The sequence below is a fragment of the Rhodanobacter sp. FW106-PBR-R2A-1-15 genome (genome assembly GCF_058789735.1).
In genome coordinates this window covers 31,638-48,523 of sequence record NZ_JBYTEM010000024.1, presented here as the reverse complement: position 1 = coordinate 48,523, position 16,886 = coordinate 31,638, and the positions used below count along the sequence as shown (strand labels likewise).

Sequence of the window (16,886 nt, the reverse complement as noted above, 5' to 3'; positions counted from 1 at the left end):
CGGTTTTTTTCCCCCCCCCCCCCCCCCCCCGGCGCAAGGTGAGCATGAGGTGTGGCATGTGCGTTCCCCGAAGGGAAGCCGAGAGGCGGCTTCTTGACCAGTTGCCTGCTCCCGCGCGCAGGGCCAAGAGGGTTGGGCTTGGCAAGGCAAGCGCGCGCGACCGGGCAGGGTGCCCGATTCGCGACGCGCTCCCCCGCGGAAGCGGTCACCCGCACCGGACGTTCGGCCCGATGTGTCGGCAGGTCTTCGGACTTTGCGGACGCGGGCCTTGGCCCACCTACTGTGCCTCGCTTCCCGGGTGCTGTGCGCCCAGTGCCTGTAAGGCAGTTCGTTTCCGCTTACCGCTGCGGGGCAGCTCCGGATTCACACCGGATTCCCTTTTCAACCCGGCTGCCGCAAGCGGCCGGGTACCGACAGGCACAACATATTGGGTCTTGTGGCGTGCGTCAATACCAGAGATGGTCCTTGCGTCACGATGTCGGCGCCATGACGACCGCCGGCATCCGGGGCTTGCCGCAGCGCATCATGGCAGCTATGCTGTGCGCTATTGTATTAACGCATTAGTACATCATGAAACGTAGATCACCTGACGCAACTGCCGTGAATGCCGCCGCGCAAAGCCTGTACGAGGCGCTGCTGTCGCTGAAGAACGCGGAGGAAATGGCCGCCTTTCTCGGCGATCTGTGCACGCCGGCCGAGCTGGAGGTGATGGTGGATCGCTGGCGCGTGGTGCCGCTGTTGCTGGACGGCTTGCCGTATCGGGAGATCCACGAGCGCACCGCGGTCAGCATCACCACCATCGGGCGGGTGGCGCGCTATCTCAACCAGGGCAACGGCGGCTACCTGGCCGCAGCAGCCCGCGCGGCGCGGCGGCAGGCGCAGGCCGCGAGGAAGAAGGCATGAAGCCGCGCGACCGCCTGCGCATCGCGATGCAGAAGTCCGGCCGGCTCACCGAGCCGGCGCTGGAGCTGCTGGCCCGCTGCGGACTCACCTTCCGGCAAAGTCGCGACAAGCTGTTCTGCTTCGGCGAGGGCGAGCCGGTCGACCTGCTGCTGGTGCGCGACGACGACATCCCCGGCCTGATCGCGCAGGGCGTGTGCGACCTGGGCATCGTCGGGCGCAATGTGCTGAACGAATTCCAGCTCACCGCGGGGCGCGAGGCCGAGCCGCTGAGTGAACTGCGTCCGCTCGGATTCGGCCGTTGCCGGCTGTCGATCGCGGTGCCGCAGGAGCTGGACTACCACGGGCCCGGGCAACTGGAAGGCCGGCGTATCGCCACCTCGTATCCGGGCCTGCTGGGCGAATGGCTGCGCACGCAGGGGATCGCTGCCGGCGTGGTGACCCTGGCTGGTTCGGTCGAGATTGCGCCGAAGCTGGGCACCGCCGATGCGATCTGCGACCTGGTGCAGAGCGGCGGCACCCTGGTGGCGAACCAGTTGCGCGAAGCCGACGTGCTGCTGCACAGCGAAGCCGTGCTGGCCGGGCCGCAGGCGCTGCCGGTGGACGAGCGCGGCGACCTGCTGGAACTGCTGCTGAAGCGGCTGGACGGGGTGATCCAAGTGCGCGAGTCGCGCCTGCTGCTGCTGCAGACCTCGCGTCACACGCTGGAAGCCGTCACCCGCCTGCTGCCGGGCGGTCCGCAGCCGACCCTGTTGCCGGTAGCCGGACAGCCAGATCAATTGATGCTGCAGGCGCTGTGTGCCGGCGAAGTGAGCTGGCGGCAACTGGAAGAGATCAAGAAGGCTGGGGCACGCGAGATGTTCGTGCTGCCGGTGGAGAAAATGTTGGCATGAAGCAGATTGGCATGAAGAGCAGGCTCACATGAAACGTCTGGACTGGAACGCCCTGGATGAAACGGCGCGCCGCGAGGCGCTGGCGCGCCCCGCGCAGTCGCGGGCCGACGAACTGCGCCGCGGCGTCGAGCAGATCATCGCCACCGTGCGCGAAGGCGGCGACACGGCGCTGCGCGAACTGAGCGCGAAGTACGACCGCTGCGAACTGCAGGCGATCGCGGTGGACGAGACCGAATTCGCCGCAGCCGAGGCTTCCCTCGATCCGGCCCTGAAGGCCGCGATCCGCGAAGCGGCAGCGCGCATCGAGGCGTTCCATCGCGCGGCGGCGCTGCAGCCGGTGGCGGTGGATACCGCGCCCGGCGTGCGGGTGGAGCGCATGCTGCGGCCGATCGGCCGGGTCGGCCTGTACGTGCCGGCCGGCAGCGCGCCGTTGCCGTCGACGGCCCTGATGCTGGGCGTGCCGGCGCACATCGCCGGTTGCCGCGAGGTGGTGCTGTGCTCGCCGGCGCGCGCCGACGGCCGTTGCGACGAGGCGGTGCTGTACGCCGCGCGCCTCACCGGCGTGCACAAGGTATTCAAGCTGGGCGGCGCGCAGGCGATCGCCGCGATGGCCTATGGCACGGAATCGGTGCCGAAGTGCGACAAGCTGTTCGGCCCCGGCAATGCCTGGGTCACCGAAGCGAAATTGCAGGTGTCGTCCGATCCGGACGGCGCCGCGATCGACATGCCGGCCGGCCCATCCGAAGTGCTGGTGATCGCCGATGCTGGGGCGAATCCGGTCTTCGTCGCCGCCGACTTGCTGTCGCAGGCCGAGCACGGGCCGGATTCGCAGGTGATCCTGCTGAGTCCTTCCGCCGACCTGCTGGACCGGGCGGCAGCCGAGGTCGAGCGCCAGTGCGCCGAATTGCCGCGTGGCGAGATCGCCGGCCGGGCGCTGGCGCAGAGCCGGCTGATCGCGGTCGACTCGCTGGCGCAGGCGGTGGAGGTGAGCAACCGCTACGCGCCCGAGCACCTGATCCTGCAGGTGGCCGCGCCGCGCGCGTTGCTCGACGGCGTCGAAAACGCCGGTTCGATCTTCCTTGGCCAGTGGGCGCCCGAATCGGTGGGTGATTATTGCAGCGGCAGCAACCACGTGCTGCCAACCTATGGCTACGCGCGCAGCTACAGCGGCGTGTCGGTGGCGAGCTACCAGAAGCAGATCAGCGTGCAGGAAGTCAGCGCGGACGGCTTGCGCAACATCGGCCCGTGCACCGCCACGCTGGCGGCGGCGGAGCAACTGGAAGCGCACCGCCGCGCGGTGACGCTGCGCCTGGAGGCTTTGGCATGAGCGTGCTCGATCTGGCGCGGCCGGAGATCCGCGCGATGCAGCCGTACTCCTCGGCGCGGATGGAGGCCAGCGGCGGCGAGGTGTTCCTCAACGCGAACGAGTCGGCGTGGGCGCCGGTGGGCGACGACGGCCTTGGCTGCAACCGCTATCCCGAGCCGCAGCCCGCCACCCTGGTTGACGCGCTGGCCGCGCTCTATGGCGTGCGGCGCGAGCAGTTGCTGGTCGGTCGCGGCAGCGACGAGGCGATCGACCTGCTGGTGCGCGCGTTCTGTCGCGCCGGCCGCGACGCGATCCTGATCCAGCCGCCCACGTTCGGCATGTATGCGGTGTGCGCGCGGGTGCAGGACGCAGGCATCGTCGAGGTGCCGTTGACGGCGGACGCCACGCTGGACGCGGATGCGGTGCTGGCCGCGTTGACCCCGGCAGTGAAACTGGTCTTCATCTGCACGCCGAACAATCCCACCGGCCAGCCGGTGCCGCGCACCGACCTGGAGCGGTTGGCGCGCGCGCTGGCCGGCCGCGCGCTGCTGGTGGTGGACGAGGCCTATGTGGAGTTCGCCGACGAAGGCAGCGTGGCCGACCTGATCGACCGCTACGACAACCTCGCCGTGCTACGCACCTTGTCCAAGGCCTGGGCGCTGGCCGGCGTGCGCATCGGCAGTCTGCTGGCGAACGCCGACGTGATCGCCCTGCTGCGCCGGATCATGGCGCCGTACCCGCTGCCGTTGCCGAGCGTGGACGCGGCGCTGCTGGCGCTGTCCGGCTGGGGGCAGGCGAACGCGCGCGAACACCTCGCCGTCGTGCGCGCGGAGCGCGCACGGATGCGCGAGGCGTTGCGCCGGTTGCCCGGCGTGCGCGACGTGCTGCCGTCGCAGGCGAACTTCCTCGCCGTGCGCTTCGACGATGCCGGCGCGGCCTACCGGCGCCTGCTCGCCGCCGGCATCGTGGTGCGCGACGTGCGCCGCTACCCCAACCTCGGCGACGCGCTGCGCATCACCATCGGCACGCCGGCGGAGAACGAGCGGGTATTGGCCGTATTGGATGGCCGGGGTGTTGCCGAGGCAGCGGCATGAGCAAGCGCAAGATCCTCTTCCTCGATCGCGACGGCTGCCTGATCGAAGAGCCGGCCGACGAACAGATCGACAGCTACGAAAAGCTGGCCCTGCTGCCTGGCGTGATCGCCGCGTTGCAGCGCTTCGTCGCCGCCGGCTACGAGCTGGTGATGGTGAGCAACCAGGACGGCCTGGGCACCGACAGTTTCCCTGAGCCGCATTTCACCGGGCCGCACGAACTGCTGCTGCGCATCCTCGCCTCGCAGGGCATCCGCTTCCGTGAGGTGCTGATCGACCGCAGTTTCCCGCACGAGGGCCTCGATACGCGCAAGCCCGGCGTCGGCATGCTGCGGCACTACCTCGCCGATGACGGCTGGAGCCGGGCGGTGTCGGCGATGGTGGGCGATCGCGAAACCGACCTGCAGTTCGCCGCGAATCTCGGCGTGCGCGGTTTCCGTGTGGGCCCGCTCGGCACGAGCTGGGATGCATTGGCGCATCAGCTGCTGGATGCGCCGCGCACCGCCACGGTGGTGCGCAACACGAAGGAAACCCGCATCACGGTCAGCGTCGACCTGGATCGGGTGGCCGAGCCGCAGGCGCATACCGGCCTGGGTTTCTTCGACCACATGCTGGAGCAGATCGGCAAGCATGGCGGTTTCGCGCTGGAACTGGCCTGCGACGGCGACACCCACATCGATGAACACCACACCATCGAGGACTGCGCGCTGGCGCTGGGCCAGGCGCTGAAGCAGGCGCTCGGCGACAAGCGCGGCATCGGCCGCTACGGTTTCACCCTGCCGATGGATGAGGCGCAGGCCAGTGCTGCGCTGGACCTTTCCGGCCGGCCCTACTTCGTGTTCGAAGGCAGCTTCCCGCGCGAACGGGTGGGCGAGGTGCCGACCGAACTGGTGCCGCATTTCTTCCGCTCGCTGTGCGAGACGCTGGGCGCGAACCTGCACCTGAGCGTGCGCGGCGACAACGCGCATCACATGGTCGAGGCCTGCTTCAAGGCGGTGGCGCGTACGCTGCGCCAGGCGATCGCACGCTCCGGCAGCGAACTGCCCAGCACCAAGGGCGCGCTGTGATGAACGTGGTGCTGGTCGACGCAGGTGGCACCAACATCGGCTCGGTGCGCTACGCGCTGCAGCGGCTGGGCGTGGACGCTGCGCTGACCTCGGACGCAGCGGCGATCCGTGGTGCCGACAAGGTGATCCTGCCCGGCGTGGGCGCCGCCGGTCCCGGCATGGCGCGGCTGCGCGAGCTGGGTTTGGTCGACGTGCTGCGCTCGCTGGAACAGCCCGTGCTCGGCGTGTGCCTCGGCATGCAGCTGTTGTGCGCGCATTCGGAAGAGGGCGGCACGGAGTGCCTCGGACTGATCCCGACGCCGGTGCGCCGTTTCACCGATGCGCCCGGCCTGCGCGTGCCGCACATGGGCTGGAATGGCTTGTCGATCCAGCGGGAACATCCGCTGCTGGCCGGGCTCGACGACGGCGAACAGGCCTACTTCGTGCACAGTTACGCTGTACCGACCGGCGACTGGACACTGGCCGACTGCGATTACGGCGACTCGTTCTCGGCGGTGATCGCGCGCGGCAATTTCTACGGCATGCAGTTCCACCCCGAGCGTTCCGCCGCCGTCGGCGCGAAGCTTCTCAAGAACTTCCTCGAACTATGAGTATGAGTGCCACCGGCCGAAAACCTGCTTGTTTGCCGTCATTCCCGCGAAAGCGGGAATCCAGGTTGCTATTGCGCAAGATCGATAGGGATTCCCGCTTTCGCGGGAATGACGGCATGGGAAGTTTCTTCGAGGTTTCCTGGTGACATATTTCGAGGTAATCCCCGCGATCGACCTGCGTGGCGGCCAGGTGGTGCGCCTGAAGCAGGGCGACTATGCGCAGCAGACCACCTATGCGGCCGATCCGCGCGCGCTGGCGCGCCGCTATGCTGAGGCCGGCGCGCGCTGGCTGCACCTGGTCGACCTGGACGGTGCGCGCTCGGGCAGCCTGGCCAACCTCGCGGTGATCCAGGCCATCGCCGCCGATGGCATGCAGATCCAGGCCGGCGGCGGCGTACGCGGTGAAGACGACCTGCGCCGGCTGTTCGACGCCGGCGTGCAGCGCGTGGTGCTGGGCAGCGTGGCGATCCGCGAGCCCGAACTCGTGGCCGGCTGGCTGGGCAGCCACGGCGCCGACAGGCTGACCCTCGCGCTCGATACGCGCCGCCTCGATGGTCGCTGGAGCCTGCCCAGCGCGGGCTGGACCGAAGTCGAAGCGCGCACGCTGGACGAGCTGGCGCCGTGGTACGCCGCGCGCGGCGCGCGCCACCTGCTGTGCACCGACATCGACCGCGACGGCATGCTCGCCGGCTTCAACCTTGATCTCTACCGCCATCTCGCCGCCACGGTACCGTCGCTGGCCGTGCAGGCCTCCGGCGGCGTGCGCTCACTGGACGACATCCGCGCCGCGCGCGGGGCGGGCGCCCGGGGTGTGATCCTGGGCAGGGCCTTGCTGGAAGGGCGCTTCACCGTGGCGGAGGCGTTGGCAGCATGAAATTGGCGACGATCTTGCGGGCTTTTCTCCTCCCCCTGCGTGCAGGGGGAGGCTGGGAGGGGGTAAAGCTCTTGCGCGTTCAGCGAAGAGCACCCCTCCCAAACCCTCCCCTGCTCGCAGGGGAGGGTTTGGATGCGGCGACGGCTGGAGTTGCACGATGCTGAGCCGCCGCATCATTCCCTGCCTCGACGTGCGCGAGGGCCAGGTGGTCAAGGGCGTGCGCTTCCGCGACCACGTGGTGATGGGCGAAATCGTCGATCTCGCGCTGCGCTACCGCGATGAAGGCGCCGACGAGCTGGTGTTCTACGACATCACGGCCAGTCCCGAAGGGCGCAGCGTGGATCGCGGCTGGGTCGAGAAAGTCGCACGGGTGATCGACATCCCGTTCTGCGTGGCCGGCGGCATCCGTTCGGTGGACGAAGCACGCGCGGTGCTGCACGCGGGTGCTGACAAGATCTCGGTGAACTCGCCGGCGTTGGAGCGTCCCGCACTGATCGACGAACTGGCCGCCGCGTTCGGCGTGCAGTGCGTGGTGGTCGGCATCGACTCGCTGCGCGACGCGGACGGCGAGTGGCGCGTGCGCCAGTACACCGGCGACCCCGCGAAGACCCAGGCGCTGCCGCGTCGCACGCTGGACTGGATGGTCGAGGCGCAGCAGCGCGGCGCCGGCGAGATCGTGTTGAACTGCATGGGCAGCGACGGCGTGCGCCGGGGGTACGATCTGGAGCAGCTTTCCGCGGCCCGCGCGCTCTGTCGCGTGCCGCTGGTCGCCTCCGGCGGCGCCGGCGAGCCGGAACACTTCCGCGATGCCTTCGACGAGGCCGACGTGGACGGTGCGCTGGCGGCCAGCGTGTTCCACTCGGGTGCGATCGCGATATCTGCGCTCAAGGAATACCTGCAGTCGCAAGGTGTCGCGGTACGACGTATCCCCTAGCTCGTCATTCCGGCTTTCGTCGGAATGACGGGAGAGCCAAACTTGATCACATGCTTCGACGCATGTTCGCAGCAGGTATCCCGATGACTGATCCCAATGCCGATTTTTCACGTCTCGACTGGGCCAAGGGCGACGGCCTGCTGCCGGCGGTCGTGCAGCACTGGCTCAGCGGCGAAGTGCTGATGCTCGGCTACATGAACGCCGAGGCGCTGGCGCAGACGCAAGCCAGCGGCCAGGTCACCTTCTACAGCCGCAGCAAGCAACGCCTGTGGACCAAGGGCGAAAGCTCCGGCCACGTGCTCGCGCTGAAGTCGATCCGCACCGATTGCGACGCCGACACCCTGCTGATCCAGGCCGCCCCGCACGGGCCGACCTGCCACCTCGGCACCTCCAGCTGCTTCGGCGAAGACCCGCGCCCGCCGCTGGGCTTCCTCGCCGAACTCGATGCGCTGGTCGCGCGGCGTCATGCCGAGCGTCCGGAGGGCAGCTATACCACGAAGCTGTTCGACGGCGGCATTCGCCGCATCGCGCAGAAGGTGGGCGAGGAAGGCGTCGAGACGGCGCTGGCCGCTGTCGCGCAGGGAGATGCGGAATTGCTGGGCGAGGCGGCCGACCTGCTGTTCCATCTCACCGTGGCGCTGCGCGCGCGCGGACTTGGCCTGGCCGACGTCGCCCGCGTGCTGGCCGAACGACATGCGCGGCGTGGATGAGCCGGACTAGCGGGGCGTGGCGACGGATGCGTTGCCGGCCGGCGCCGGGCTGAACGGCAACGCCGGTCCCGGCGTGAGCCCCTTGCGCCACAAGGCGAGTTGCCCGGTGATGCCGCTGCCGATGTCGATCTGCGGTTCCGAGGGGGTGAGCTTGCCCTGCCGCTCCCACTGGCTGATTTCGCCGCTGGCCCGTTTGAACGCATCCGCAAAGTTGTCGGTGCGGTTCAGCGCATCGACCAGCCAGGCCTTGCCGAAGTAGGTGATGTCGGAATCGCTGCCGCAGCCGAACGAGCTGCGGTCGGCGCGGGCGGCGGTGAGCACCAGAGTGCCGGGGCCGCGCAGCGGCGGCACGAAACCGCCCGAGTAGCAGGCGTTGACCACCACCACCTTCCACTTGAACGGGTGCATGGCCAGGATGCCGGCCAGGTCGCTGGCGCCGAGCTGGTCCAGCGGCAGCGGGTCCATGTCGAGCAGGAGGTCGTGGTTCTCGCTGCCGTGGCTGGTGAAGTACAGCAGCAGGATATCCTGGTCTGGTTGCATCACCTTGCCCAGGCCTTCGAGCGCGGTTTCCAGATTGCTCCAGCTGGCCAGCGGCCGGGTGGTCAGGCTGGCCGGGTTGTTCTCCAGCACCAGGCTGTGCGCGCTGGCGCCGAAGCGTTGCGCGAACAACCGCGCGGCGTACTCGGCCTCATTGCGGAATACGTCCTCGTCACCGTCGCCGGCGAAGGCGAGCAGGTACAGGTTCGGCTGGCCAGGTACGCGCGGGCCGAGTTGCGCCAAGGCGTCGCGCATCATCCGCGGCTGCGCATACAGCACCTGTTCCGGGGTGGGAGCCTGGCTGGGCCAGCGGTCGGCATCGGCGTCGTCACTCGGCGCGGCTTCTGCCGCGGCGCTGCCAGGTGCCGCGGCGACGAAGTGGTCGGCACTGGGTGCCGTGGACTGGCTTGGCCACCAGGTCGCCAGCAGCACCCCGGCGGCAAACGCGAGCAGGACGGTCAGGATGCTACGCATGGCGGGGGCGCGTGCGGCGGTTTCACGGCGTGATCGCGTCGAAATCGCGATAGACCGCATGGCGCGGCGCATCGGGCAGCGCCTGCGGCTCGCGCACCAGCCAGCCGGTGTGGAAGCCGGCCGCCTGCGCGGCGTCGAGTTCTTCCGCGATGTCGGACAGGAACAGCAGGTGGCGCGGCTGCTCGCCGATGGCGTCGGCGATGCGCCGATAGGATTCGACCTCGCGCTTCGGGCCGGTCTCGGTATCGAAGTAGCCGGCGAACAGCGCGCTCAGGTCGCCGGCCTCGCTGTGGCGGAAAAACAGTTTCTGCGCCGGCACCGAGCCGGAGGAGTAGACGTACAGGCGCAGTCCGTCGGCGCGCCAGTGGCGCAGCCTCGCGGCGACTTCCGGATAGATGTGCGCGCGGTAGTCGCCGGCCTCATAGCCGTCCTTCCAGATCATGCCCTGCAGCGCCTTCAGCGCGGTGGACTTGCGGTCCTGGTCGATCCACTTGAGCAGCAACTCGATGACGTCCTGGCGATGGGCCTCCACCAGCCCGGCCTCCAAGGCAGCTTCGTGCAGCCAGTGCTGCACCTCGGGCTTGTCGCCGTGGGTCTCGACGAAGGCAGGTAGCCGCTTGCGCGCGTACGGAAACAGCACCTCGCGCACGAAGTCGATCGAGCTGGTGGTGCCTTCGATGTCGGTGACGATGGCGCGGATTTCGATCATGGATTCGGGATCCGGGGTTCGGGAAGAGCATCGCCCGCGAGCGGGCTCCTACACGGCAGGCGCCATGCGCGGGAAGCGCTCGGCGATCGTGTCGCCGGTGAAGTTGGCTACCCAGCCTTCCTTGTTGGTGAACAGGCGGATCGCCACGAAGTAGGGCGCTTCGCCCATGTCGAACCAGTGCCGGGTGCCGTCGGGCACGCCGATCAGGTCGCCCTGCTCGCACAGGATGTCGTAGACCTTGCCGCCGAGATGCAGGGTGAACTGGCCGGAGCCGGCGACGAAGAAGCGCACCTCGTCTTCGCTGTGGGTGTGCTCGCTGAGGAACTTCTGGCGCAGCGCGGCGCGGTCAGGGTGGTACGGGGTGAGACTGATCACGTCCACGGCCTGGTAGCCCTCCTCGCCCATCAGCCGGTCGATGTCGCCGCGGTAGGCGGCGATCACCTCGTCCTGGCTGGCGCCCGGGATGATCGGCTGGCTTGCTTCCCATTGCTCGAAGCGGACACCGGCCCTGGCGAGTTCCGCGACGATCGCGGCGTGTTCGTCGATCACCGTCAGCGGCGATTGCGGTCGGGTTTCGTCGAAGATACGCAGGCGGCTCATGATGCCCTCAGTCTTTTCAGGTCAAGTTCGCAGCCGAGCAGGAACTCCAGCGCTTCCAGATGGCGCCGGGTCTCGGCCATGTCGCGGCCCCAGGTGTAAATGCCGTGGCCGTCGATCAGGTAGGTATGCAGCGGCTTGCCGGTGTCCAGCCAGGCGTCGACCCGGGCCACCAGCTCGGGCATGTGCTGGGTGTTCGGGAACACCGGGATCTCCAGCACGCTTTCGTGGGTGTGGTAGCCGGCGATCGCCTTCTGCAGTTCCCAGCCCTGCAGGCGGATCACCCCGTCGGCGGCGAACAGCCGCGAGGCCACGCTCTGCACGTGCGAGTGGGTGTGCAGCACCACGTTCATCTCCGGCCAGCGTCGGTAGATCTGGGTGTGCAGCGCCGTTTCGGCGCTGGGGCGGGCGTCGGTGCCGACCGCATGGCCGTCCAGGTCGATCAGCATGATGTCGCCGCGGCCCAGCCGGCCCTTGTGCCTACCGGAGACGGTGATCGCCGCGTGGCCGGCGTCGACCCGCATGGAGAAATTGCTGCTGGTGGCCGGCGTCCAGCCCATCGCCGACAGCTCGCGTGCGGCGTCGGCGATGGCGTCGGCGCAGCGTTCGAACACGCTGGCGGGGATCGCAGCTGGCAGGGTCTGGCTCATGCGGTTTGGACGTCCAAATGGACGTTGACTATACCATGTGCTGCTGTGCGACCGTGCTGTAATGAGATCCATTCTCGCAAGTCAGGGAAGATTTGGACGGCGGGCGTACCATCGGCGAGGATCCGGCGCGGGGTGTGCCGGACAGATTCCGACGGAGGCTTGCCCATGTCGAAAGAACAAGATATCGAATCACGTCGCCGGTTCCTCAAGGTGGCTGCCGGCACCACGGCAGCTGCCGTGGTCATGGGCAGCCTGCCGCGCTTTGCGCGGGCGGCGGATCTGCCGGCACTGAGCGAGTCGGATCCGACCGCGAAGGCGCTGGGCTACGTGGAGGATGCCACCAAGACCACCAACGCGAAGCACAAGGCTGGCGACGACTGCACCAACTGCCAGTTCTACAGTGGCGGCCCCACCGGCCGCGGCCCGTGCCAGTTGTTCCCGGGCAAATCGGTGAATGCGAAGGGCTGGTGCGTGTCGCACACGCCGAAGAAAGCCTGATCGCGTCAATCCAGAGGCTTGTATCGAAAGGCCGGCGTATCGCCGGCCTTTTCGTTTCTGCGGGCGAGACGTGTTACGCGGGCAAAAGTGCGGCCCGGACACACCAGGCTGAGGAGCTACCCACCTGACGCGCCGAGCCGCGATCCGGGGCCCACTGCCAAGTGATCAACCCGCGGACTGAGGATGATACTACCGAGTTCGCCGAATGGGCGACCGGTCCCGCGGTTCCTCTTGGAAAATTCTCATTAATTCATTGAAACTAAAGAAGATATTTCAGCTTTCCCGGAAATTTTCGAGAATTTATTAGGTATCGACAGATAAGTACTTTTTGCAGTATTTTGGCGGTCTTTGCAGAAAATACGATTTTTTCTGCGCTATTCGGCGAATTTACGCATCGGTGGAAGGGGCGTCCGCCATCGAGTCGCGCAGGTGGCTGTGCCGGTTGCCATAGCTGAAATAGATCACCAACCCGATCAGGGTCCAGGCGATCATCAGCGACCAGTTGTACCAGGCCATGGTGGACAGCAGGGCGAGGCAGCTGAGGATGCCGAGCGTGCAGACCACCGGCGCGAACGGCACGCGGAATGTGCGCGGCAGCTCCGGCCGGGTATGCCGCAGGATCCACACGCCGGCACAGACCGCCATGAACGCGATCAGCGTGCCCATCGACACCAGATCGCCCAGCACATCCAGCGGGAAGATCGCCGCGAGCAGGGCGATGCCCGCACCGGTGATCAGCGTATTCAGGTGCGGCGTGCGGTAGCGCGGGTGGATTCGCGTGAATATCTTGGGCAGCATGCCGTCGCGGCCCATGATCATGAAGATGCGCGGCTGCGCGATGATCATCACCAGCACCACCGACGACAGGCCGAGCAGTGCGCCGACCTCCACCAGCCAGCGCAGCCATTCCAGCTGCGGGTGACCATGCAGGGCGGTCACCACCGGCTCATCGGTACCGAGCAGGGTGTACGAAGTCAGCCCGGTCATCACCGCGGCCATCGAGATGTACAGCACGGTGCAGATCGCCAGCGAGGCGAGGATGCCGATCGGCAGGTCGCGCTGCGGGTTGCGCGACTCCTGTGCGGCCACCGAGGTCGCCTCGAAGCCGATGTAGGCGAAGAACACCATCGCCGCGCCGCGCAGCACGCCGGGCCAGCCGTATTTGTAGTGACCCTGCGACTCGGGCACGAACGGGGTCCAGTTGGACGGGTCGACGTAGCGCCAGCCGACCACGATCACCAGGGTAATCAGGCCGACCTTGAGCGCCACCATCGCGGTGTTCGCCAGGCTCGACTCGCGGATGCCGACATAGCAGATCCAGGTCAGCAGCAGGATCAGCACCACCGCCGGCAGGTTGAACAGCGCGCCGGTGGCGACCAGCTGGTGGTCGGCGGTAAAGGTCAGCGGCGCATTGGTCAATGCCGCGGGCAGGCTCAGGTCCATGTTGAAGGTGGTGCCGATATGCTGGAGCAGGCTGAGGAAATAGCCGGTCCAGCTCACCGCCACCGCCGAGGCGGACACGCCGTATTCCAGTACCAGGTTCCAGCCGATGAACCACGCCATCAGTTCGCCGAGCGTGGCGTAGGCGTAGGAATAGGCGCTGCCGGAAACCGGGATCAGCGTGGCGAATTCGGCGTAGCACAGCGCGGTGAACGTGCTGCAGATCGCTGCCAGGATGAACGACAGGATCACCGCCGGACCGGCATGGTCGGCCGCGGCCTGTCCGGTGATCACGAAGATGCCGCCGCCGATCACCGCGCCGATGCCCAGCGCGGTCAGCCCCCAGGGGCCGAGCGTGCGGCGCAGGGTAGGCCCGTGCGTGTCGTCGGGTTCGTTGAAGTCGGTCTTGCGGGCGAGCAGTTGCTTGAGCATGGGGTCAGAGCCTGTTCAATGTCTCTATATGGCCCGCGCCGGGAGCTGTTTGCGCGCAGGCCAAGGAAGAACGAGGGAGTGGAGGTCGGTCCACGACCGAGTAATGACGCAGGAATGCGGGCAAACAGCCCCGGCCCTTCGGGTTGCCTTGCCGTGGCTGCCATGCGGCAGCGCGCGGCTTGGCCCCTGCCTTCGCAGGGTCAGGCTCTGCCAGCCAGCCAGGCAGGCGCTGCGCCACGCGCCGCCATCTGACGGCCACGGCAAGACAACGCGGGCCATGTAGAGACATTGAACAAGGCTCTTGTGGACGTGCCGGCGGCGTAGCGATCAGCATGCGTCGGGCGGGATCAGTCCGCTTCGACGCCGCGAGCCAGGTGGCTCTTGCGGTGGCCGTACAGGTAGTACACCACCAGGCCGATCGCACCCCACGCGAAGAAGGTGATCTTGGCTTCCTTCGACAGGTTGAGGAACAGCAGCAGGCAGCCGATGATCGCCAGTGGGCAGATCAGCCACGGCAGCGGGGTACGGAACGGACGCGGGCGCCCGGGCTGGGTGCGGCGCAGGATCAGCACGCCCACCGCCACCATGATGAACGCGAACAGCGTGCCCGAGTTGGTGATGTCGGCGAGGATGCCCACCGGGAACAGCGCGCCGAACAGCGAGACGAAGGTGCCGGTGATCAGGGTGATTACGTGCGGCGTGTGGAAGCGCGGATGGATCTTGGCCAGCTTGCTGGGCAGCAGGCCGTCGCGTGACATGGTGAAGAAGATGCGGGTCTGGCCGTAGGTCATGGTCAGGATCACCGACGGCAGCGCGATGCCGGCGGCGAAGGCGATGAAGGCGGCGGTATTGGTGTAGCCGAGCAGGCGCACCACGTGGGCCAGCGCCTCCTTGCTGCACACCAGCGCGTCCGAACCCTGGCAGGCCGCGGCGAACGCCGGGGTGCCCGGCTCCAGCGCCAGTCCGTCCGGACCCATCATCGGCTGTGAACCCACCGAGCCCACCGCGGCGTAGCTCACCAGCAGGTAGTAGATGGTGCACACGCTCAGCGAGGCGATCAGGGCGATCGGGATGTTGCGGTTCGGGTTGCGGGTTTCCTCGGCCGCGGTGGAGATGGCGTCGAAGCCGATGTAGGCGAACACGATGGAAGCCGCCGCGCCCAGCACGCCGATGCCGCCCATCGGGCTGCCCCAGCCGTTCGGCACGAACGGCGTGAAGTTCTGATCCTTCACCGCCGGCAAAACGATGATGATGAAGACGGTGAGCGCGACGATCTTGACCAGCACCAGTACGGTATTGACCGTGGCCGATTTCGAGGTGCCGATCACCAGCAGGCCGGTGACCGCCAGGCCGATCAGGCAGGCCAGCAGGTTGAAGCTGCCGCCGTCCATCGGGCCTACCTGCAGGAAGTGCGGCAAGCCGAATCCAGCGTGCGTAAGAAGGCCGTTGACGTAGCCGGCCCAGCCCACGCACACCGTGCTGGCGGCGATGGTGTACTCCAGCACCAGCGCCCAGCCCACCATCCAGGCGGTGGTCTCGCCGAGCACGCCGTAGGTGTAGGTGTAGGCCGAGCCGGCCACCGGCACCATCGAGGCGAGTTCGGCGTAGGCCAGCGCAGCGAACGCGCACACCACTGCGGCGATCACGAACGCGATCATCATGCCGGGGCCGGCCTTCTGGCCTGCCTCGGCGGTGAGCACAAAGATGCCGGTGCCGATGATCGCGCCGATGCCAAGCATGGTGAGCTGGAAGGCGCCGAGTTGACGGGTGAGGCCTTTCTTCTCCGCCGTGGCGATGATCTGGTCGATCGGTTTGATGCGCTTGAACAGCATGCAGCGGCTCCCCCGGGGAAAACAGCGACGCCGCGCTCGAACGGAAACGCGACGAAGAGGGACGCGACGAGCCGACGGACGGCCAACCTTAGCGGAGCGATGGAAGGGGTACAAGACGCGATGCAGCTAGAATGGCCGCTGTTTTTCCACCACCTGCCACCAGCCATGCCATCGCATTTTCCGCAGCTGGGCGCTGCATTGGACGACTATCGCGCACGCCATCCCGGAGACGGCGAGCTGGTTGCCGCCTTCAATGTTTTCCTCGCGTCGCATGCCGCGGTGTTCGAGCGCAGCCATCTGCTGGGCCACTTCACCGGCTCGGCCTGGCTGGTCAGCGCGAATGGCGGGCGCGTGCTGCTGATGCACCACCGCAAGCTGGACCGCTGGCTGCAGCCCGGTGGCCACGCCGACGGTGATGCCGAGCTGGCAAGCGTGGCACTGCGCGAGGCGCGGGAGGAGACCGGCGTGGCCGGCCTGCGTGTCGAGGGCGGCATCTTCGACCTCGACCGGCATCGCATCCCGGCACGCGGCAGCGAGCCGGAACACTGGCACTACGACGTGCGCTACGTGGTGCGCGCTGGTGCGGACGAGTGCTTCACGATCAACCAGGAATCCCGTGCGCTGGCTTGGCGACCGGTTGTCGAGGTGGCGAAGGACGAAAGCCTGGACGTTTCATTGCGGCGCATGGCGCGCAAGTGGCTCACCCGTCACTCGTAGGAGCCCGCTCGCGGGCGATGCATTAAGAGCTGGGATTCGGGATTCGCAAGAGCTATCGCCCGCGAGCGGGCTCCTACCCATATCTCGCTGGCGCCGGGTTGAGGTGGCCGCAGGCGGTGCAGGTGCGCGCCTTGCGCGAGCGGTAGAAGCGCTCGAACACCGGCGGGAAGTCGCGCTCGATGCTGTCCAGCACGAAATATTCCTCGTACAGCTTGTGGTTGCAGCGCTCGCAGAACCACATCAGGCCGTCCTTTTCGCCGGCGGTGCGGAGGCGCTCGATCACCAGCCCGATGGAGCCGGCGGCGCGGTTGGGTGAATGCGGCACGCGCGGTGGCAGGTAGAAGATCTCGCCGGCGCGCAGCGGTATGTCGCGGGCTACGCCTTCGTCCTGCACCTTCAGCGTGATCTCGCCTTCGAGCTGGTAGAAGAACTCGGGGCCTTCATCGTAGTGATAGTCGGTGCGCGCGTTCGGTCCGCCCACGATCATGATGATGAAGTCGCCGTCGACGATGCATTTGTTGCCCACCGGCGGCTTCAGCAGGTGGCGGTGTTCCTCGATCCAGCGCTGCAGGTTGATGGGCGGGGGCAGGGCCATGGCGTTGCTCGCAGGTGACGCGTACATCTTAGCGCCAGCG

18 protein-coding genes and 1 riboswitch are annotated in these 16,886 nt (G+C 67.6%); of the genes, 11 read left to right on the top strand and 7 right to left on the bottom strand.

All coding sequences use genetic code 11. The annotated features are described in order from the left end of the window. Positions 1-220: 220 nt before the first annotated feature. Positions 221-430: riboswitch (cobalamin riboswitch) on the bottom strand. A gap of 140 nt (positions 431-570) precedes the next feature. The 9 genes from AC3WTD_RS12900 (at position 571) to hisIE (ending at position 8,365) form a co-directional block, all read left to right on the top strand. Then, positions 571-903, top strand: coding sequence for a YerC/YecD family TrpR-related protein (locus AC3WTD_RS12900; protein ID WP_027492654.1), 333 nt, complete (start codon positions 571-573; stop codon positions 901-903). Further along, positions 900-1,793: an ATP phosphoribosyltransferase gene (hisG, locus tag AC3WTD_RS12895; protein ID WP_027492653.1), complete on the top strand. Its 894-nt coding sequence runs from the start codon at positions 900-902 to the stop codon at positions 1,791-1,793. The genes AC3WTD_RS12900 and hisG overlap by 4 nt, the downstream gene beginning before the upstream one ends. A 28-nt stretch (positions 1,794-1,821) precedes the next feature. Next, positions 1,822-3,120, top strand: a complete 1,299-nt coding sequence (gene hisD, locus AC3WTD_RS12890) for a histidinol dehydrogenase (protein ID WP_492614010.1) — start codon at positions 1,822-1,824, stop codon at positions 3,118-3,120. Then, entirely contained in the window at positions 3,117-4,193 is a 1,077-nt protein-coding gene (hisC, locus tag AC3WTD_RS12885; RefSeq protein ID WP_492614009.1) for a histidinol-phosphate transaminase, read from the top strand. Before hisD ends, hisC begins: the two co-directional genes overlap by 4 nt. Beyond that, on the top strand, positions 4,190-5,257 hold the full coding sequence (gene hisB / locus AC3WTD_RS12880; protein WP_492614008.1) for a bifunctional histidinol-phosphatase/imidazoleglycerol-phosphate dehydratase HisB: 1,068 nt from the start codon (positions 4,190-4,192) through the stop codon (positions 5,255-5,257). Before hisC ends, hisB begins: the two co-directional genes overlap by 4 nt. Next, entirely contained in the window at positions 5,254-5,847 is a 594-nt protein-coding gene (gene hisH / locus AC3WTD_RS12875; protein WP_492614007.1) for an imidazole glycerol phosphate synthase subunit HisH, read from the top strand. The genes hisB and hisH overlap by 4 nt, the downstream gene beginning before the upstream one ends. 142 nt (positions 5,848-5,989) lie before the next feature. Further along, positions 5,990-6,721: a 1-(5-phosphoribosyl)-5-[(5-phosphoribosylamino)methylideneamino]imidazole-4-carboxamide isomerase gene (gene hisA, locus AC3WTD_RS12870; RefSeq protein WP_492614006.1), complete on the top strand. Its 732-nt coding sequence runs from the start codon at positions 5,990-5,992 to the stop codon at positions 6,719-6,721. A 157-nt stretch (positions 6,722-6,878) separates the two neighbouring features. After that, positions 6,879-7,655: an imidazole glycerol phosphate synthase subunit HisF gene (gene hisF / locus AC3WTD_RS12865; RefSeq protein ID WP_492614005.1), complete on the top strand. Its 777-nt coding sequence runs from the start codon at positions 6,879-6,881 to the stop codon at positions 7,653-7,655. An 83-nt stretch (positions 7,656-7,738) separates the two neighbouring features. Next, positions 7,739-8,365 (top strand): bifunctional phosphoribosyl-AMP cyclohydrolase/phosphoribosyl-ATP diphosphatase HisIE, encoded by a 627-nt coding sequence (gene hisIE / locus AC3WTD_RS12860; RefSeq protein ID WP_027492647.1) that lies wholly within the window; start codon positions 7,739-7,741, stop codon positions 8,363-8,365. A 6-nt stretch (positions 8,366-8,371) separates the two neighbouring features. On the opposite strand, the gene AC3WTD_RS12855 is transcribed toward hisIE, so the two are convergent. The 4 genes from AC3WTD_RS12855 to AC3WTD_RS12840 are packed head-to-tail and all read right to left on the bottom strand — an operon-like array spanning position 8,372 to position 11,332. Further along, a complete protein-coding gene (locus AC3WTD_RS12855; protein ID WP_492614004.1) occupies positions 8,372-9,376 on the bottom strand; it encodes a C13 family peptidase in 1,005 nt (334 codons plus the stop codon). A 22-nt stretch (positions 9,377-9,398) separates the two neighbouring features. After that, entirely contained in the window at positions 9,399-10,085 is a 687-nt protein-coding gene (mtnC, locus tag AC3WTD_RS12850; RefSeq protein ID WP_492614003.1) for an acireductone synthase, read from the bottom strand. 48 nt (positions 10,086-10,133) lie between these two features. Further along, the gene (locus AC3WTD_RS12845; protein WP_492614002.1) at positions 10,134-10,685 is read right to left on the bottom strand and encodes a 1,2-dihydroxy-3-keto-5-methylthiopentene dioxygenase; all 552 of its coding nucleotides are present in this window, start codon (positions 10,683-10,685) and stop codon (positions 10,134-10,136) included. After that, a complete protein-coding gene (locus tag AC3WTD_RS12840; protein ID WP_492614001.1) occupies positions 10,682-11,332 on the bottom strand; it encodes a methylthioribulose 1-phosphate dehydratase in 651 nt (216 codons plus the stop codon). Before AC3WTD_RS12840 ends, AC3WTD_RS12845 begins: the two co-directional genes overlap by 4 nt. Before the next feature lie 165 nt (positions 11,333-11,497). On the opposite strand from AC3WTD_RS12840, the gene AC3WTD_RS12835 reads away from it, so the two are divergent. Next, positions 11,498-11,830: a high-potential iron-sulfur protein gene (locus AC3WTD_RS12835; RefSeq protein WP_492614000.1), complete on the top strand. Its 333-nt coding sequence runs from the start codon at positions 11,498-11,500 to the stop codon at positions 11,828-11,830. Between the two features lie 387 nt (positions 11,831-12,217). On the opposite strand, the gene AC3WTD_RS12830 is transcribed toward AC3WTD_RS12835, so the two are convergent. Then, positions 12,218-13,702, bottom strand: coding sequence for an amino acid permease (locus AC3WTD_RS12830; protein ID WP_027492641.1), 1,485 nt, complete (start codon positions 13,700-13,702; stop codon positions 12,218-12,220). Between the two features lie 347 nt (positions 13,703-14,049). Further along, positions 14,050-15,534 carry an amino acid permease gene (locus tag AC3WTD_RS12825; protein ID WP_369491213.1) on the bottom strand — a complete coding sequence of 495 codons (1,485 nt, stop codon included), beginning with the start codon at positions 15,532-15,534 and terminating at the stop codon, positions 14,050-14,052. A gap of 165 nt (positions 15,535-15,699) precedes the next feature. Between AC3WTD_RS12825 and AC3WTD_RS12820 the strand changes: the two genes are divergently transcribed. After that, entirely contained in the window at positions 15,700-16,251 is a 552-nt protein-coding gene (locus AC3WTD_RS12820; protein ID WP_235642656.1) for an NUDIX hydrolase, read from the top strand. Between the two features lie 73 nt (positions 16,252-16,324). On the opposite strand, the gene AC3WTD_RS12815 is transcribed toward AC3WTD_RS12820, so the two are convergent. Beyond that, a complete protein-coding gene (locus AC3WTD_RS12815) occupies positions 16,325-16,846 on the bottom strand; it encodes a 3-hydroxyanthranilate 3,4-dioxygenase (protein WP_027492639.1) in 522 nt (173 codons plus the stop codon). Positions 16,847-16,886 lie beyond the last annotated feature (40 nt).